The 17,894-nt window shown below is 71.0% G+C and carries 17 protein-coding genes; 8 read left to right on the forward strand and 9 right to left on the reverse strand.

Annotation, left to right across the window (positions count from 1 at the left end; all coding sequences use genetic code 11):
- Positions 1-19: 19 nt before the first annotated feature.
- Complete coding sequence (locus LL946_RS16555; RefSeq protein ID WP_404382595.1) at positions 20-805, reverse strand: SURF1 family protein; 786 nt, start codon at positions 803-805, stop codon at positions 20-22.
- A 32-nt stretch (positions 806-837) separates the two neighbouring features.
- Here LL946_RS16555 and moaA point away from each other — a divergent pair, with 32 nt between their 5' ends.
- A complete protein-coding gene (gene moaA / locus LL946_RS16560) occupies positions 838-1,848 on the forward strand; it encodes a GTP 3',8-cyclase MoaA (protein ID WP_404382597.1) in 1,011 nt (336 codons plus the stop codon).
- Between the two features lie 14 nt (positions 1,849-1,862).
- On the opposite strand, the gene LL946_RS16565 is transcribed toward moaA, so the two are convergent.
- Together LL946_RS16565 and LL946_RS16570 are read right to left on the reverse strand one after the other, a co-directional pair.
- Entirely contained in the window at positions 1,863-2,063 is a 201-nt protein-coding gene (locus LL946_RS16565) for a hypothetical protein (protein ID WP_404382599.1), read from the reverse strand.
- The gene (locus LL946_RS16570) at positions 2,060-2,356 is read right to left on the reverse strand and encodes a DUF3099 domain-containing protein (RefSeq protein ID WP_404382601.1); all 297 of its coding nucleotides are present in this window, start codon (positions 2,354-2,356) and stop codon (positions 2,060-2,062) included. The genes LL946_RS16565 and LL946_RS16570 overlap by 4 nt, the downstream gene beginning before the upstream one ends.
- 109 nt (positions 2,357-2,465) lie before the next feature.
- Between LL946_RS16570 and fabG the strand changes: the two genes are divergently transcribed.
- The 3 genes from fabG to LL946_RS16585 are packed head-to-tail and all read left to right on the forward strand — an operon-like array spanning position 2,466 to position 6,208.
- A complete protein-coding gene (gene fabG / locus LL946_RS16575) occupies positions 2,466-3,179 on the forward strand; it encodes a 3-oxoacyl-ACP reductase FabG (RefSeq protein WP_404382603.1) in 714 nt (237 codons plus the stop codon).
- 38 nt (positions 3,180-3,217) lie between these two features.
- On the forward strand, positions 3,218-3,976 hold the full coding sequence (fabI, locus tag LL946_RS16580; RefSeq protein WP_404382605.1) for an enoyl-ACP reductase FabI: 759 nt from the start codon (positions 3,218-3,220) through the stop codon (positions 3,974-3,976).
- 27 nt (positions 3,977-4,003) lie between these two features.
- Positions 4,004-6,208, forward strand: coding sequence for a tetratricopeptide repeat protein (locus tag LL946_RS16585; protein WP_404382607.1), 2,205 nt, complete (start codon positions 4,004-4,006; stop codon positions 6,206-6,208).
- A 36-nt stretch (positions 6,209-6,244) separates the two neighbouring features.
- On the opposite strand, the gene cphA is transcribed toward LL946_RS16585, so the two are convergent.
- The 5 genes from cphA to glgC are packed head-to-tail and all read right to left on the reverse strand — an operon-like array spanning position 6,245 to position 13,370.
- Entirely contained in the window at positions 6,245-9,139 is a 2,895-nt protein-coding gene (gene cphA, locus LL946_RS16590; protein WP_404382609.1) for a cyanophycin synthetase, read from the reverse strand.
- Positions 9,140-9,176: 37 nt separating this feature from the next.
- Positions 9,177-10,031 carry a cyanophycinase gene (locus LL946_RS16595; RefSeq protein ID WP_404382611.1) on the reverse strand — a complete coding sequence of 285 codons (855 nt, stop codon included), beginning with the start codon at positions 10,029-10,031 and terminating at the stop codon, positions 9,177-9,179.
- Positions 10,032-10,050: 19 nt separating this feature from the next.
- Positions 10,051-11,295, reverse strand: coding sequence for a phosphoserine phosphatase SerB (gene serB, locus LL946_RS16600; protein WP_404382613.1), 1,245 nt, complete (start codon positions 11,293-11,295; stop codon positions 10,051-10,053).
- A gap of 9 nt (positions 11,296-11,304) precedes the next feature.
- Positions 11,305-12,120, reverse strand: coding sequence for an LLM class F420-dependent oxidoreductase (locus LL946_RS16605; RefSeq protein ID WP_404382615.1), 816 nt, complete (start codon positions 12,118-12,120; stop codon positions 11,305-11,307).
- The gene (glgC, locus tag LL946_RS16610; protein ID WP_404382617.1) at positions 12,117-13,370 is read right to left on the reverse strand and encodes a glucose-1-phosphate adenylyltransferase; all 1,254 of its coding nucleotides are present in this window, start codon (positions 13,368-13,370) and stop codon (positions 12,117-12,119) included. The genes LL946_RS16605 and glgC overlap by 4 nt, the downstream gene beginning before the upstream one ends.
- A 77-nt stretch (positions 13,371-13,447) precedes the next feature.
- Here glgC and glgA point away from each other — a divergent pair, with 77 nt between their 5' ends.
- Positions 13,448-14,638, forward strand: coding sequence for a glycogen synthase (gene glgA / locus LL946_RS16615; protein ID WP_404382619.1), 1,191 nt, complete (start codon positions 13,448-13,450; stop codon positions 14,636-14,638).
- On the opposite strand, the gene LL946_RS16620 is transcribed toward glgA, so the two are convergent.
- Entirely contained in the window at positions 14,617-15,381 is a 765-nt protein-coding gene (locus tag LL946_RS16620; RefSeq protein WP_404382621.1) for a hypothetical protein, read from the reverse strand. The genes glgA and LL946_RS16620 overlap by 22 nt on opposite strands.
- Before the next feature lie 42 nt (positions 15,382-15,423).
- Here LL946_RS16620 and LL946_RS16625 point away from each other — a divergent pair, with 42 nt between their 5' ends.
- The 3 genes from LL946_RS16625 to LL946_RS16635 all read left to right on the forward strand — a co-directional run bounded on the left by LL946_RS16625 (position 15,424) and on the right by LL946_RS16635 (position 17,893).
- Positions 15,424-16,206: an ABC transporter ATP-binding protein gene (locus LL946_RS16625; RefSeq protein ID WP_404382623.1), complete on the forward strand. Its 783-nt coding sequence runs from the start codon at positions 15,424-15,426 to the stop codon at positions 16,204-16,206.
- A gap of 73 nt (positions 16,207-16,279) precedes the next feature.
- Complete coding sequence (locus tag LL946_RS16630) at positions 16,280-16,732, forward strand: NfeD family protein (RefSeq protein ID WP_404382625.1); 453 nt, start codon at positions 16,280-16,282, stop codon at positions 16,730-16,732.
- 15 nt (positions 16,733-16,747) lie between these two features.
- Entirely contained in the window at positions 16,748-17,893 is a 1,146-nt protein-coding gene (locus LL946_RS16635; RefSeq protein ID WP_404382627.1) for an SPFH domain-containing protein, read from the forward strand.
- The last annotated feature ends 1 nt before the right edge of the window (position 17,894 follow it).

A 17,894-nucleotide genomic window follows, 5' to 3' on the forward strand; every position in this document is an offset into this window, starting at 1 on the left:
TCAACCCGCCAGGGTGAGGTCAGTAGTCCTCCTCGTCCCAGATCCGGACCTTCTTGGGCTTCTGGGGGCGGTCCAGGTCCTCTTCACGCAGCTCGCGCCGGATGCCGAGCCAGATGAGGAGCAGCCCGACCGGCATCGACAGCCACCACTGGAACGCATAGGCCTGATGCGGGCCCAGGCTCCGGTCGGGATCCTCCAGCCGGTCGGGGCGGGCGGGCGTGGTCCCGCCGGCCGTCCGCTCGGCGTCGAGCACGACATAGCCGTCGAGCACGTCGCGGTCCCAGGCCTGCTCCACGTCGGGAAGGCTGATGCTCGCCACCTGACCCTGCGGCAGGGACTTGTCCTGCGTGGTCTCCAGTGGGCGGACCCAGCCCACGATGGTGACCTCACCCTCGGGGGGCGCAGCGACGTCCGGCGTGACGGCGGCGCCCCGGTCCGAGTTGGCCACCCAGCCACGGTCGACGACCACGGTCCGGCCGTCGGTGAGCTCGAGCGGTGCGAGCACCTCGTAGCCGAAGACGCTGTTGTTCGGACGGTTGCGCACGAGCAGCTGCGCGCCGGCATACCGGCCTGTCGCGCTCACCCTGGTCCAGTCGTCGGCCGCCCGGTCGACGGGGCGCTCGGTCAGCACCTGCGTGACGGGCACGGGCTCCGCGCGGTAGTGGGCATCGAGGAGCGCGTTGCGATCGACCTTGAACTCGTGTCGGCCGTACTGCCAGTGGCCGAGCTGGTAGGCGAGCACGGCATAGAGGACGGCGAGGGCGAGAGCACCCAGCCAGCGCGGGGTGAGCAGTCGCCGAAACACGCGCGTCACGCTACCCGGCTTACGCTGGGGCCATGTCCGCCGCCCTGTCCACAGCCCGCCTCGCCGACCGACACGGTCGCGTCGCGCGCGACCTGCGGGTGTCGGTGACCGATCGATGCAACCTGCGGTGCCGCTACTGCATGCCTGCGGAAGGTCTGCCCTGGCTCGCGAAGCCCGAGATGCTCACCGACGACGAGCTCGTCCGCCTCGTGGGGATCTTCGTCACGCTGGGCGTGCAGCAGGTGAGGCTCACCGGTGGTGAGCCCCTGCTGCGCCGGTCGCTTCCCGACCTCGTCGCCCGGATCGCGGGGCTGGAGCCTCGACCTCGGATCGCCATGACCACCAACGGCATCGGTCTCGACCGGCTCGCGGGACCGCTGGCCGAGGCAGGGCTTGACCGGGTCAACGTCAGCCTCGACACCGTCGACCCGGTGGAGTTCGCCGACCTCACCCGACGTGACCGCCTCCACGACGTGGAGGCCGGCCTCGCCGCGGCTCGGGCCGTCGGGCTCACACCCGTCAAGGTCAACGCCGTCGCCATGCGGGGGATCAACGACCACTCGGTCGCCGATCTGCTGGCGTGGTGCCTGGAGCGGGGCTACGAGCTCCGGTTCATCGAGCAGATGCCGCTCGACGCCCAGCACGGCTGGGACGCCTCGAGCATGGTGTCGGCCGACGAGCTCCGCGAGCGGCTGTCCGAGCGTTTCACGATCACGCCTCTGCCGGCCGCCGACCGGGGGAGCGCTCCGGCCGAGCGGTTCCTCGTGGACGGCGGGCCGGCGACCGTCGGCATCATCGCCAGCGTCACGGCACCGTTCTGCGGGGCGTGCGACCGCACCCGCCTCACCGCCGACGGCCAGGTCCGCAACTGCCTGTTCTCGCAGCGCGAGACCGACCTGCGCGGGCCGATGCGAGACGGGGCGAGCGACGACGAGCTTGCCGACCTCATCACGGGGGAGATGTGGCGCAAGGCCCGGGGCCACGGGATCGGCAGCGAGGACTTCGTCCAGCCCCTGCGGCCGATGAGCGCGATCGGCGGCTGACCTGCCGCTGGGCGTCAGCCCGCGCCGTCGGGGATCTCGGCGACGGGCACCGTCTCGCGCAGGAAGCCGCGCAGCGACAGGAAGTCGCCCAGGCTCACGCGGTGCTCGTCGCACGCCAGCCAGACCTTGAGCCGCTCGGGGGTGTGCAGCTTCGGGTTGTTCCAGAGCAGGGCCCAGACAGCCTCCTGCCGACAGGCCTTGGCGCTGCAGTTCACGAGTCGAGCTGGCGCTGGTGCGGGTCGCGGGGCGCCCCCGGTGCGAGCCGTCCGGCAGCACGCGGCGAGCGGGCGTTGGCGAAGACGACCGCGATGTAGGGAAGGACGACGGCGAGGGCCACACAGGTCCAGCGGACCCAGCCCGAGGTGAGGAAGGCCAGCACGAAGCAGGCCGTGCGGATGCCCATGGTGACGAGGTAGTGCTTCATCCGCGCGTTGAGGTCGTCGGCGGCCTTGCGCGGGGCGGTCGTCACCGACTGGACCGTGTGGTCGTCTCGGCGGGCGGTGCTCACCTGATCACTGTACGTCCGCTTCCTGAGGGTTCGGTGCGACCCGGTGCCGGGCCGGGCACGGTCGCGGCGATGCATGCTACCGATGGGTAGTCCACTAGCGTCGTGCGCCATGAGCAGCGCACGCAACGTCCTCATCACCGGGGGCAACCGAGGCATCGGCCTGGCCATCGCGCAGGCGTTCGCCGAAGCCGGTGACACCGTCGTCGTGACGAGCCGCAACGGCCAGGCGCCCGAGGGTCTGACAGCCGTGACGTGCGACGTGACCGACACGGCCTCTGTCGACGCCGCGTTCACCGCGGCCGAGGAGATCTTCGGCGGCCCGGTGCAGGTCCTCGTGGCGAACGCGGGCATCACCAAGGACGGCCTCCTCATGCGGATGAGCGACGAGGACTTCGACGCCGTCATCGACACCAACCTCGCCGGCACGTTCCGGTGCGTGCGCCGCGCGAGCACCGGGATGATCAAGTCCCGCGGGGGCCGGATCATCCTCATCTCCAGCGTCGTCGGCCTCTACGGCGGTCCGGGACAGGCCAACTACGCAGCGAGCAAAGCCGCGCTGGTGGGGCTGGCCCGCTCGGTCACGCGTGAACTCGGTGGCCGCGGGATCACGGCCAACGTCGTCGCCCCCGGCTTCATCGAGACCGACATGACCGCAGCCCTCCCCGAAGAGACCCAGAAGTCCTACAAGGCCGGCATACCGGCAGGCCGCTTCGCGCAGGCACGCGAGGTCGCCGCGGTCGTCCGGTTCCTCGCGTCCGAGGACGCGGCCTACGTCAGCGGAGCCGTCATCCCCGTCGACGGCGGCCTCGGCATGGGCCACTGACCTTCCGTCCACCCACCTCACCCAGGAGAACCACACCGATGCTGCTCGAGGGCAAGAAGCTGCTCATCACCGGAGTCCTCATGGACTCCTCGATCGCCTTCCACGTCGCCAAGCTGGCGCAGGAGCAGGGCGCCGAGGTCGTCCTCACGTCCTTCGGCAGGACGATGAAGATCACTTCGACGATCGCCAAGCGACTGCCCACGACCCCGCCGGTCGTCGAGCTCGACGTCACCGACACCGAGCACCTCGACACCCTCGCCACCCGCCTCGGCGAGCACGTCGACCACCTCGACGGCGTCCTGCACTCGATCGGCTTCGCGCCCCAGGGTGCGTTCAACTTCCTCGAGGGCACGTTCGAGGACGTCTCGACCGCCATGCACGCGTCGGCCTACTCGCTCAAGTCCCTCGCGGTCGCGGCGCTGCCCCTGATGTCGCCGGGCTCTGCGGTGGTCGGGCTGACCTTCGACGCCAAGTTCGCCTGGCCGGTCTACGACTGGATGGGTGTCGCCAAGGCCGCCTTCGAGTCGACCAACCGCTACCTCGCGCGCGACCTGGGTCCCAAGGGAGTGCGCTGCAACCTCGTCGCAGCCGGGCCGATCCGCACGACGGCCGCCAAGTCGATCCCCGGGTTCCAGACCTTCGAGGACTCGTGGGACGAGAGGGCGCCTCTCGGGTGGGACGTCAACGATGCCGTGCCCGCCGCGAAGGCCTGCGCCGCGCTGCTGTCGGACTGGTTCCCCGCGACGACGGGCGAGATCGTCCACGTCGACGGTGGCGTCCACGCGATGGGCATCTGACCCGCACTCGACAACTAGGCTCGCTGGGTGACCAGCGATCTCCAGACCGTCCCTGCCGTGACCGCCACCGAGGTGAGGGTCCTCGAGGGCCCCAACCTCTACTTCCCGAAGCCGGCCGTCAAGGTCACCCTGGACCTCACGGCATACCTCGAGGCCGACACGGACACCGTGCGCCGGGTGGCCCGGACAGCAGGACTGGGCACGAGCCAGGTGGGGGACCCGCACACCGAGCAGCGTCAGCGGGTCATCGCGCGCCTGGCCGAACGCGCGGTGCGGCAGGTCTCGCGGGCTTCGGGCACGAGCCGGCTCGGCGTCCGGTCGCGCCCCGGCAACGACCTCGCGTTCGTCGTCGTGTCGTTCGTCTGGCGCAGGCGCGGGTCGGCCCAGGCGCTGGGTGAGTCGGTCGCGCCCGTGCTCGAGGCGTGGCTGCGCGACGGCGACGTCGTCGAGGCGCAGGCCCACACCGTCCGTGAAGCACCCGCAGGGGCGCCACCGCGCATCGTCACGCCGAGGATTCCCGTCGCCTCGGTGACGGGCACCAACGGCAAGACGTCGACGACGCGGCTGCTCGCCCACATCGCGATGACCGCCGGCAAGCACACCGCCTGGAGCTCGACCGACGGTGTCGTCGACCACGGCGAGATGATCGAGCCGGGGGACTTCTCCGGGCCCGCGGGTGCCCGTGGCGTCCTCGGTGCCCCGGGTGTGGAGATCGGGATCCTCGAGACCGCGCGCGGCGGCATGCTGCTCAAGGGGCTCGGTGTCTCGCACAACGACGTCTCGGTCGTCACCAACGTGTCGGCGGACCATCTCGGCCTCCAGGGTGTCGACACCGTGGACCAGCTGGCCGAGGTCAAGGCGATCATCACGCGGGCCACTCGGCCCGAGGGGTGGACCGTGCTGAACGGCGACGACCCACGCGTCTGGGCCATGCGCACCGGGTCGCCCGCGAAGCCGTGGGTGTTCACACTCGACCCGAACTCACCGGCCATCCGTGAGGCGCTGGGGGCAGGCGGACGGGCGATCACCGTTCTCGACGACCGGGTCACGGTCCTCACCGACTCCGGGGTGCCCGACCGGCTCGTCTCGATCGTCGACGTACCGATGACGATCAGCGGCCTCTCGCGGCACAACGTGGCCAACGTCCTCGCGGCCGCGGCGGCGGCACTGGGTCTGGGCATCGACCGGTCGGCGGTGGTCGAAGGACTGCGCACGTTCCGCCCGGACGCCGCCCTCAACCCCGGGCGCATGAACATCTACACCGCTCCGGCCGGGCTCGGGGGACACTGCACGGTCGTCGTGGACCTGGCGCACAACGAGGCCGGCCTCGAGGCGCTCATGGACGTGTCCGACGGCCTCGTCGAGCCAGGCTCGCGGATCCACCTCGGTCTGGGCGCCGCGGGGGACCGCACCGACGAGATCCTCGAGAACCTGGGTGAGATCGCCGGTCACCGCGCCGACCACGTCGTTGCGGCGCACAAGGCGCACTACCTTCGGGGCCGCACCATGGAGGAGCTCGAGGCGCACCTGCGCACGGGCCTCCAGCGGACGGGCGTGGCGGACATCGCCTCGTTTCCCACCGAGCTGTCCGGTCTCCAGGCCCTCGTCGAGGCGGCGCACGACGGCGACGTCGTGGCCATCATGTGCCACGCCGAGCGCGAGGCCATCTACGACTGGCTCGACGAGGTCGGTGCCGTCGCCGACGACGCGCCGGACATCCGCCGCAAGGTCATCGCGGCCAGGGGTGAGCACGAGGCCGAGGAAGCCATCGCCGCGCTGTGGGAGGACGACGACGCCGAGCGCCGGATCGAGACCGCGGGGTCGCTGCACGCGGCCTATCCGGAGGACGCACGGATCACGTACGAGTACGGCGGCACCTTCGACTCGGCGGGGCACGAGCAGCGCGCGATCGAGCTCTACCGGAGTGCGCTCGAGGGCGGGCTCCGTGAGCCGTACCGGCACCGGGCCGTCATCCAGCTCGCGTCGTCGCTGCGCAACGTCGGCGAGCACGACGAGGCCGTGCGGCTCCTCGACGACCTCGCGGCCGAGCGGCCGGAGTCGGTGGGGATCGCCGGGTTCCGGGCCCTGGCCCTGCACTCGGCGGGCCGCCCGGCCGAGGCCCTGGGCAGCCTGCTGGCTGTCGTCGCACACGCCAGCACCGACGAGGACGTGCTGCGCTACCGCCGCTCGCTCACGGCATACGCGAACGAGCTGGACCACGACGCGAGCTGAGCCGCCGCCCGGATGATCCCGGGCGGCGACCCGGGCTCACTTCGAGGGGGTTGTGCCTGCAGGCTGGGGCTCGGACTCGAGCTCGCCGAGGTCGTGGTCGGCCAGGTCCTGGTCGGTGGCCTCCACTCCGCTGACCTGCGCCTCCGCCGAGAGCGTGCTCGGGTCGAGGTCGGGGTCGGCGAGCGAGTCCGCGGTGTGGGTGCCGGGCTGCGCCTGCTGGGTCATCGTCTCGAGCTCGTTCATGACGACACCGTGCTGGTCGACGCACACGACGACGATGTCGCCCGGGTTCGCGCGGGCCATGACGTGGCGCACGGCCGAGAGCTCGTCGGTGACGATCTCGACCTGGCGGCAGCGGGCACCCTCGGACATGGCCTTCTTGGCACCATCGGCAACGAGGGCCGCCGTCTCGCCGCGGGAGCGCCCGCGCAGGCCGACGTCCTCGCGAACGACGAGGACGTCGAAGTGCTGGGCAGCCAGTGCGCCAAGCTCGCGCATGTCCTCGTCCCGGCGGTCGCCGGCGGTCGCGATGACGCCGAGGCGCGAGATCTTGCCGAGGTCAGTCGAGCCGGCCTTGGCGTCGGCGTAGCGCTCGACGAACTCGCCGAGGACCTTCATGCCGGGGGCGTTGTGGCAGTAGTCGACGATGACGTCGACGTTGTTGACGTTGATCTGGTTCATGCGGCCGGGGGAGAGGTAGTAGCTCGTCGAGAAGGTCCGCAGGCCCTGCCGGATCTCGTGCAGGCCGGTGCCCACGGCGAAGGCCGCGCCGGCAGCCGCCATGGCGTTGGCGACGTTGAACATCGCGGTGCCGCCGAACGTCGAGGGCAGCAGGTGGGTCCAGGCGAGCTGCATGGCCCGGCGCCCGTGGCGGATGACGATCATGTCGCCCTTGTCGGACGGCTCGAGCACGACCGCCCGGCCGCCGCGGCGGCAGTGGTCGTCGACGAAGTCGCGCACCGGCGTCCCGGGGGCGGACGTCGTGAACCACACGATCGACCCGGAGCAGCGCCGACGCATCTTGCGCACGAGCTTGTCGTCGGCGTTGAGGACCGCGAAGCCGTTGCGCGGCACTGCCTCGACGATGACGGCCTTGACGTCGGCGAGCTGCTCGACGGTGTCGATGCCGCGCAGGCCGAGGTGGTCGGGGGCGACGTTGGTGACGACCGCGACGTCGTTGCGGTCGTAGCCCAGGCCCTCGCGCAGGATGCCACCGCGCGCGACCTCCATGACGGCAAAGTCGACGCGCGGGTTCTGCAGGACCATTCGTGCCGACTTGGGACCTGAGGCATCGGCCTTGAAGACGAGCCGCTCGTCGACGACGATGCCGTCGGTCGAGGTCATGCCGACCTTGCGCCCCACGCCCTTCATGATGTGGGCGATCATCCGCGAGGTCGTCGTCTTGCCGTTGGTTCCGGTGACGGCCACGATCGGCACGCGCGACGCCGCGCCGGGCGGGAAGAGCAGGTCGACGACCGGCTTGGCGATGAACTGCGGCTCACCGATCGTCGGGTGGGTGTGCATGCGGAAACCGGGGGCGGCGTTGACCTCGCAGATCGCGCCACCGGTCTCGCGCACGGGTGAGGCGATGTCGGGGCAGATGAAGTCGATGCCCGCGACGTCGAGGCCGACCATCCGAGCCGCCTCCTCGGCGATCTCGACGTTGTCGGGGTGGGCGTCGAACGTGCGGTCGACCGAGATGCCGCCGGTGGACATGTTGCCCGTGAGGGCGAGCTTGACCATCGTGCCCTGGGGCGGCACGGCGTCCATCTCGAAGCCCTGGTCCTGAACGAGCGCCTCGGCGGCCCGGTCGACCTTGATCCGGGTGAGGACCTTCTCGTGGCCGACTCCACGGCGGGGGTCGGCATTGGTGATGTCGACGAGCTCGCTCACGGTGTGCTCGCCGTCGCCGACGACGTGCGCCGGAACCCGCTCGGCGATCGCCTGCATCCGCCCGCCCACGATGAGGCAGCGGTAGTCCTTGCCGGTCACGAAGGACTCGACGATGACGTGGCCGCGACGGGACTGCTCGCGGGCGACGGCGAAGGCCTCGCGCACCTCGTCGTCGCTCTGGAGGTTGAGGCAGACTCCGCGGCCGTGGTTGCCGTCGAGGGGCTTGACCACCACCGGGAAGCCGATCTTGCGGGCGGCGGCGACGGCGTCCTCGGGACCGCGCACGGTCTCCTGCTTGGGCACGGGCAGGCCGGCAGAGCCGAGAAGCTTGGTCGTCAGGTCCTTGTCGGAGGCGATGTCGACGGCCAGGGCGCCCGTCTTGGACGTCATCGTGGCCCGGATGCGCTGCGCGTGGACGCCCTGTCCGAGCTGGACGAGGCTGGCGCTGTTGAGTCGGATGTAGGGGATGTCGCGGCTGACCGCCTCCTCGAGGATCGCGGCGGTGGAGGGCCCGAAGGCGGTCCGCTCGGCTCGCTTGAGGAAGGTCTCGAGGGCCTCGTCGAAGTCGAAGCCCTCCTCGGCCCGGACGAGGTGGTTGACGAGACGCACGGCCAGGGTGCCGGCAGCGAGACCGACCCCCTCGTCGGAGTAGCCGTAGATGACGTTGTAGCGGCCGATCTGTCCCTTGACCTGGCGGGTCTTGCCCCGGCGTTGGTCGTGGCCGGCCTCCTGCTGGAGCTGGAGGGCCACGTGCTCGGCGACGTGGCCGAGCCAGGTCCCCTCGCGCAGCCGCTCGACGAAGCCGCCCTTGACCCCACGCGAGCAGGTGTGGTTCTCGATCCCGGGGAGGAGCTCCACGAGCTGGTCGGTGAACCCCTCGAGCAGGTCCGTGGGGTACTGCTCGAGGATGCCGAGGTCCACGACGAGGTGGATGGCCGGGTCGTAGGACCAGACGTTGCCACCGCGGTAGACGCGGGACTCGACGATCTTGAGCTCGGGCACGGCCGGGCCGGTGGGGGTCGGGCGGTCCTCGGTCATCGGACTCCTCGGGTGTGGTGGTGGTCCTTGCAGAAGGTCAGTGGGTGGAGGTGGCCAGGCTGACGTCGACGTCGGGGTGCTGCTCGACGAACTCGACGAGCGTGGCCGACACCAGGTCGAACGTGGCCCCCGCCGGAAGGGTGTGGATGACGGCTCCCGAGACCAGGAGCGGTGCGCCGCGGCGGGCATCGGGCGCATCCGTGGTCACGTCTCGGCAGTCGATGACGGTGACGCCGCCACGACCGTGCACGGTGAACGCGGTGCCTGCGACCTCGATGGCGGTGTCCTCGTCGATGCCGATCCCGAGCAGGCTCGGGGAGGATGCGACGACGGACATGAGGCGACCGTAGCGCGAGCGCTGGGCGAAGTGCTGGTCGACGATGACCCCCTTGAGCAGCCCGAGACCGGCGCTGATCTGGCTCGCCCGCTGCACCGGGGTGATGCCCTCGTCACCCATCGAGATCATGAACTCGCTCATGATCGACGCGCCCGCCGACGTGCCGGCGACGACGGTGCCGCGGGCGTGGGCCCGGTGCAGTGCGTCGCCGAGCGGTGTGCCCGGGAAGAACTGGGAGAGGCGGAGCTGGGACCCGCCGCTCATGAAGACTCCGGTGGCCTCGTCGACGAGGGCGACCGCCGCCGGGTCGTGGGCGTCACGGCGGGACTGCGGGTTGACGACCTCGACGGACTCGACGCCGAAGCGCGTGAAGACCTCGGTGTAGGACGCGACGACCTCGTCCTGGAAGGACGACGCCGTGGGGATGACCACCAGGCGGGCCTTGCGGCCGCCGCTGATCCGGACGAACCTGCGGAGCAGTGCGGCGCGACCGACACGGTCCTCGGCGCCCCCGATGATCAACAGCGTCGGCGTCGTGGAGGGGTAGCGCGGCATTGGGACAGCCTACGAGGTGTCAGGCGTGCGGGATGCCAGGCGCGGGCGTCGGGGTGCCGTCGGCATCGTCAGCCTCCTCGATCTCCTCGCGCGTGATGCCGAGCAGGTGCAGCACGGCGTCGAGGTAGGGCACGTTGACCGCGGTGTCGGCTTGCTCCCGCACGACCGGCTTGGCGTTGAACGCGATCCCCAGCCCGGCCGTCCCGAGCATGTCGAGGTCGTTGGCCCCGTCGCCGATGGCCACCGTGCGGGCGAGCGGGAGGCCTGCGGCCTGCGCGAACTCACGCAGTGCGCTCGCCTTGCCCTGGCGGTCCACGACGTCGCCGAGCACGCGCCCGGTGAGGCGACCGTCGACGATCTCGAGGCGGTTGGCGCGGGCGTGGTCGATGTCCAGCTCGTCCGCGATCGGCTGCACGATCTCGATGAAGCCACCCGAGACGAGGGCCACGGTGAAGCCGAGCCGCTTGAGCGTGCGGACGAGCGTGCGGGCACCCGGGGTCAGCCGGACGGCGTCACGGACCTCGTCGAGCACGGAGGCGTCGAGGCCCGCCAGGGTCGCCACCCGGGCGTGCAGGCTCTCGGCGAAGTCGAGCTCACCGGCCATGGCTCGCTCGGTCACGGCTGCGACCTCGCTCTCGCGGCCGGCGTGGCGGGCCAGCAGCTCGATGACCTCGTCCTGGATGAGGGTCGAGTCGACGTCCATGACGACGAGCCGGCGTCCCCGTCGGGCCAGCCCGGCCGGCGACACCGCGATGTCGACCCGCTCCTGGGCCGCGACGAGCGACAGCTCGCGCCGCAGGGAGGGCAGGTCCGCGCCGCTGACGTCGAGCTCGAGGGTCGTCACCGGGTAGCGGGAGAGCCGGCGGATGCGGTCGATGTTGGCCCCGTGCTGCGCGACGGAGCGAGACACTGCCGCGACCGCAGCCGCACCCAGCGGGGCGCCGAGGACGACCACCACCGCGCGCCCGGTCGGCCGAGGGCGGTTGTCGCCGCGACCCTCGACGAGGTTGACCGCGAGACCGAGCCGGTCGCCGACCTGACGCACGACGGCCTCGAGCGCCTCGCTCGGGCCGGTGGGGCGCAGGAGCGCGGCCAGGGTCAGCTGCCCGCGCACGACGACCTGCTCGAGGTCGAGGACGACGGCACCGGTCGGTGCGACGGCGTCGAACAGCGCACTCGTCACACCCGGCCGGTCGTCGCCCGTGAGGGTCGCGAGCAGGTTGGGGGACTCGTCGGCGTTCGGCGGCAGTGGCTCCGTGGTCACGAGGACAGGCTAGGAGTTGACCGCGTCCCGCCACGAGAGCAGGTCACGGACCGGACCGAGGTCGGCATAGGGGCCGCTGAGGCCGAGGGTGAACAGCCGGGTGCCCACGGCATACAGGGCGTCGGCGTTCGAGGCGTAGTCCGGGACGTCCTCCGGAAAGCGACCCGGTCGCAGGCTCACGCCCGCGGAGCGTTCGATCGTCGCCGGGTCGCGTCCGACCTTGGCGCACCACTCGTCGAGGACGGCGTGCTTGTGCGCGATCGTCTCGGGGCCCCCGAAGCCGTGCCAGATGTCGGCCTGCTCGGCGACGATGCGCAGGGTCTTGCGCTCACCACCTCCGCCGACGAGCACCGGGATCGACCGGGTGGGGGCGGGGTTGAGCCGGCTCCAACGCTCCTTGATCCGGGGCAGGTCGCGGTCGAGGGCGTCGAGGCGGGTACCCGCCCGGCCGAACTCGTAGCCGTACTCGTCGTAGTCGCGCTCGAACCAGCCCGACCCGATGCCCAGGATGAGACGCCCCTCGCCGCCGCGGGCCGAGATGTGGTCGACGGTCCGCGCCATGTCCGCGAGCAGGTGGGGGTTGCGGTAGGAGTTGCACGTGACCAGCGCGCCGATCTCGACGCGCTCGGTGGCCTCGGCCCACGCGGCGAGCATCGTCCAGCACTCGAAGTGCGCCCCGTCGCGATCCCCGTTGAGCGGGAAGAAGTGGTCCCAGTTGAAGAGCACGTCCACTCCCAGCTCCTCTAGCCGGGCGCACGTGCGCCGGATGTCGTCGTATGCCGCGTGCTGCGGCTGGAGCTGTACGCCGACGCGCGCTCCGGTCACGGCTCGATGACCGTGCCCTTGCCGACCACGGTGATGCCGGACTCGGTGACGGTGAAGCCGCGGGCGCGGTCCTGCTCGGCGTCGAACCCGATCGAGGTGTTCTCGGGCAGGTGCACGTTCTTGTCGATGATCGCGCGGCGGACCCGGCAGTTGCGCCCGATGTCGACCCCGTCGAGGATCACCGAGTCGTCGATCTCGGTGTAGCTGTGGACGTTGACGTCGGGGGAGATGACCGAGGCGTTGACGCGGGCGCCACTGATGATGACTCCGGGCGAGACCATCGAGTTGAGCGCCTCGCCGAACCGGCCGGACGCCCCGTGGATGAACTTCGCCGGCGGGTAGGGCCCATAGCTCGTGAAGAGCGGCCAGTCGTAGTTGTAGAGGCTGAAGACCGGGTGGATCGAGATGAGGTCCATGTGGGCGTCGAAGTACGAGTCGATGGTGCCGACGTCGCGCCAGTAGCCCTGGTCGCGCTCGGTGCCGCCGGGGATGACGTTCTTCTTGAAGTCGTAGGTGTAGGCCGCGTCCTCCTTGACGAGGGCCGGCACGATGTCGCCACCCATGTCGTGCGTGCTGTCCGGGTCCTCGGAGTCACGAGTCACCGCGTCCTGCAGGACGTCGGCGTCGAAGACGTAGTTGCCCATGGACGCAAGGATCTCGTCGGGGGAGTCGGGCAGGCCGTCGGGGTCGGTCGGCTTCTCGCGGAACGCCTTGATGCGCGTGTGGTCGTCGGCCTGGACCTCGATGACGCCGAACTGGTCGGCCATCGCGATCGGCTGGCGGATGGCGGCCACGGTCACTCCCGCGCCGGACTCCACGTGCTGGTCCACCATCTGCGAGAAGTCCATGCGGTAGACGTGGTCGGCGCCGACGACGACGACGATGTCGGGGCGCTCGTCGGTGATCGTGTTGAGGCTCTGGAAGATCGCGTCGGCGCTGCCCTGGTACCAGGACTTGTCGATGCGCTGCTGGGCCGGGATCGGGGCCACGTAGTTGCCGAGCATCGTCGACATCCGCCACGTCTTGGTCACGTGGCGGTCGAGGCTGTGCGACTTGTACTGGGTCAGCACGACGATCTTGAGGTAGCCGGAGTTGACGACGTTGCTCAGCGCGAAGTCGATCAGCCGGTAGATGCCGCCGAACGGCACTGCGGGCTTGGCCCGGTCGGCGGTGAGGGGCATGAGTCGCTTGCCCTCTCCACCTGCGAGAACGATGACGAGCACCTTGGGTCCACCGCTGCGGTAAGCCATGACGCCAACCTAGTGGAACGGACGCCGGGATGTGATTGGCATCTCACCCCGACCTCGAACGGCGCTAGGGTCGACCCGTGCGCGTCGACATCCTCAGCAAGGAGTACCCACCCACCATCTACGGCGGGGCGGGGGTGCATGTCGCCGAGCTCACGCGGGCCCTGCGTGAGCGTGGTGACATCGACGTCCGGGTCCGGGCGTTCGGGCCTCCACGGGACGAGGAGGGCACGACCGGCTACCCCGACCTCGAGGCGCTCTCCGGCGCGAACGCCGCCCTCGTGACCATGGGCGTGGACCTCGCCATCGCTGCCGACTGCGGTGGCACGGACCTCGTCCACTCGCACACCTGGTACGCCAACTTCGCCGGCCACACGGCGTCGCTGCTCGAGGGCGTCCCGCACGTCGTGAGTGCCCACAGCCTCGAGCCCATGCGCCCGTGGAAGGCCGAACAGCTCGGCGGCGGCTACCGGCTGTCCTCGTGGATCGAGCGGACGGCATACGAGGGGGCTGCCGCGGTCATCGCCGTGAGCGACGGGATGCGCAAGGACGTCCTTCGCAGCTACCCGAGCATCGACCCCGCCAAGGTCAAGGTCGTCCACAACGGCATCGACAGCGAGCTCTGGCAGCGGGCCGAGGACCATGACACCGTGCGTCGGCACGGCGTGGACCCGGACCGGCCGAGCGTCATCTTCGTCGGTCGGATCACCCGGCAGAAGGGCCTGCCCTATCTCCTTCGCGCGGCCGCCGAGCTGCCGCCGGAGGTGCAGCTCGTCCTGCTCGCCGGCGCCCCGGACACGCCCGAGATCAAGGCCGAGGTGGAGGAGCTCATCGCCACGCTCCGCGAGACCCGCGACGGTGTCGTGTGGGTGCCCGAGATGCTGCCGCGTGCCGAGGTCATCGCGATGCTCTCTGCCGCAACGGTGTTCGTGTGTCCCTCGGTCTACGAGCCGCTCGGCATCGTCAACCTCGAGGCGATGGCGTGCGACCTGCCCGTCGTGGCCACCGCGACCGGAGGCATCCCCGAGGTCGTCGTCGACGGCGAGACCGGATGGCTCGTCCCGATCGAGCAGGTCCAGGACGGGTCCGGCACGCCCGTCGACCCCGACCGCTTCGTGGCCGACCTCGCGGGCGCCCTCAACGACGCGGTGTCCGACCCCGACCGCGCCGCACGCTTCGGTCAGGCGGGGCGCCGCCGGGCCGTGGAGTCGTTCTCCTGGGCCCGGATCGGCGACGAGACCCTCACGGTCTACCGCGACGTCCTCGGGTGAGCCACCGCCGTGACCCCGGCGTTCGCCGCGTCCGCGAGTGCGCGCTCGGCCACGCGCCGGAGGTCACGAAGCAGCGCGAGCCGCCGCTGCTGGGTCCAGCCGTCCGGGCCGTCCTGGGGTCCGTCGATCCCGGCGGCGGCTGCGTTGCCGATCGTCGCAGCGAACGTGAGCGCCCGCAGCACCTGGCCAGGTAGCTCGTCCGGCAGGGCCCACTGCCCGGTCCGCGGCACGGCCTCGCGTGCACCCGCGGCGTCGAACGGCTGACCGCCCAGCGCGTCGAGCTGTTCGGTCACCTCGAGCACCTTCGCGGTGAGCAGGCGGGTCGTCTCGCGGGGGTCGAGCGCCTCGACCCGGTGCGTGGGCACCGGCTCGCAGTCGTATGCCGTCCAGTCCAGTCGCGTGCCCGCGTCGGCACCCGTCGCGCCGGGTGCGCCGAAGGTGGACCAGGAGGGGACGAGCAGGGCACCGAGCCCGGGTGCGACGAGGCACTCCTCGGCCTCGACCGCCGCGTCGAGCGCGTCCGCGCCACAGCGGGGCAGGCTCGTGGGGTCGCCGCTGGACGGGAGCGCCACGAGGACGGTGCGCTCACCGAGGTCGTGCCAGAGCTCGAGACCCCGGATGCCGGAGCCGACCGCGTCGACATCGGGGAGGGCTGACTCGACGGCCGCCTCGAGGCTTTCCTGGTGGTGCCAGGCGGAGGTGACCCACAGGGCGATCCGGACGGAGGCGGGCAGCTCGGGCATGCCGTCATCGTAGGCAGCGCCGGTTCAACTAGGGTGCCCGTCATGAGCGATGTGCTGGCGCTGGCGGGGGTGGGGGTCGTCCGCGGGGACACGACACTCCTCGACGACGTCGACTGGGAGGTCGAGGAGGGACAGCGCTGGGTGGTGCTCGGCCCCAACGGCGCCGGCAAGACCACGCTGCTCCAGCTCGCGTCAGGTCGGATGCACCCGACGCGGGGCGTCGTGGGGATCCTCGGTGAGGTCCTCGGCGCCGTCGACGTCTTCGAGCTGCGTCCCCGCATCGGACTGGCGTCGTCCTCCCTCGCCGAGCGGATCCCCGGTGGCGAGCGCGTGGGAGACGTCGTCGTGACCGCCTCCTACGGCGTCGTTGGCCGCTGGCGCGAGAGCTACGACTCCCTCGACCACGCGCGAGCCGCCGAGCTCCTGGTGGCGCTCGGTGCCGACCACCTGGTCGACCGCACCTTCGGGACGCTGTCCGAGGGGGAGCGCAAGCGCGTCCAGATCGCCCGCGCGCTCATGACCGACCCCGAGCTCATGCTCCTCGACGAGCCGGCCGCCGGCCTCGACCTCGGCGGGCGCGAGGACCTCGTCGCCCGGCTGGGCGAGATCGCCGGTGACGTCATGGCCCCGGCCCTCGTCCTCGTGACCCACCACGTCGAGGAGATCCCGCCCAACTTCACCGACGTCCTGCTGCTGCGCGAGGGCAAGGTTGTGGCGCAGGGCCCGATCGAGATCACGCTGACCGCCGAGAACCTCAGTGCGACGTTCGGGGTGCCGCTCCAGCTCGAGCAGCGCGGTTCGCGATTCACCGCATGGTCCGCCTGACGGGCCCGCACACTGGTCTGACAAGGTTGGGCCGACACACCGTCATGGGCGACGGGGACGGAAGGGGAGCGTCATGGAGTGGTTGACCGACAACCCGTGGGTCGCGTGGGTGGGCGTGGCACTGATCCTCGCCGCCATCGAGGCTGCGACGGTCGACTTCGTCTTCGTCATGTTCGCCGGGGGTGCGCTCGCCGGTGCCCTCGCCGCGGCCCTCGGTGGCAACATCGCCGTCCAGGTGATCGTCGCGATCCTCGTCGCCGGGCTGCTGCTCTTCGTCGTGCGCCCGATCGTCAAGCGCAAGTTCATGGACGGTGAGCACGACCACCACATCGGGGCGTCCAGCCTCGTGGGGCGCGAGGCGCGCGTGCTCCAGACCGTCACCGACACCGACGGGCGGATCAAGCTCGCGGGGGAGACGTGGTCCGCCCGCGTTGCGGAGGGCGCCGAGCCCCTGCGTCCCGGTGACGACGTCCGAGTCATCGCCATCCACGGTGCGACGGCCATCGTCGCCGCCGACCGTCACTGACCTCAGGGAGTTCTCGTGATCGAGCTCGTCATCCTCGGACTGCTGCTGCTCTTCGCAGTCATCGTCCTCATGCGCACGGTGCGGATCGTGCCCCAGCAGACCGCACTGATCATCGAGCGGCTCGGTCGCTACCACAGCACCCTCGAGGGCGGCATCCACTTCCTCGTGCCGTTCGTCGACAAGGTGCGGGCCAACATCGACCTGCGGGAGCAGGTCGTCTCGTTCCCGCCGCAGCCGGTGATCACGAGCGACAACCTCGTCGTCAACATCGACACCGTCATCTACTACTCGGTCATCGACGCGAAGTCGGCGGTCTACGAGATCGCCAACTTCATCCAGGGCATCGAGCAGCTCACCGTCACCACCCTCCGCAACGTCATCGGCTCGCTCGACCTCGAGCAGACCCTGACCAGCCGCGACCAGATCAACGCCCAGCTGCGCGGCGTGCTCGATGAGGCGACCGGCAAGTGGGGGATCCGCGTCAACCGCGTCGAGCTCAAGGCCATCGACCCGCCCATGTCCATCCAGGAGTCGATGGAGAAGCAGATGAAGGCCGAGCGCGAGCGCCGCGCCATCATCCTCACGGCCGAGGGCGCGAAGCAGTCCAGCATCCTCACCGCCGAGGGCGAGAAGCAGAGCCAGATCCTGCGGGCCGAGGGCTCGGCCCAGGCACGTGTCCTCGAGGCCCAGGGCCAGGCCCGCGCGATCCAGCAGGTCTTCGACGCGATCCACCGCGGCAAGCCGACCCAGAAGCTCCTCGCCTACCAGTACCTCCAGGTGCTCCCGCAGATCGCCCGGGGCGACTCCAACAAGATGTGGATCATCCCGAGCGAGCTCACCGACGCCCTCAAGGGCATCGGTGGCGCCCTGGGACGCGGCGAGGGCGGTGGCGGCTTCGACGACGGCGACGAGGAGTGGCAGCCGGCCGAGGAGCTCACGACGCCCTTCGACGACACGGTTCTGGCCGACCCGGCCCAGGCACTCGCCGAGGCCCGAGGACAGGCCGGTGACGCCTCCCGCGAGGCCGCCGACCACGCGACGCCCCCGGCCCGGCAGCAGCCGCCACTGACGCCTCCGGCCGATGCGGTCCCGCCGCGGATGCCGCCGGCGGACCCGCCGACCGACCTTCCGACGGACCCGGCCCCTCCGCGCGAGAGCTGAG

Origin of the sequence: Knoellia locipacati, from assembly GCF_044791685.1 — a bacterium.
GTDB classification, from domain to species: Bacteria; Actinomycetota; Actinomycetes; order Actinomycetales; family Dermatophilaceae; genus Knoellia; species Knoellia locipacati_A.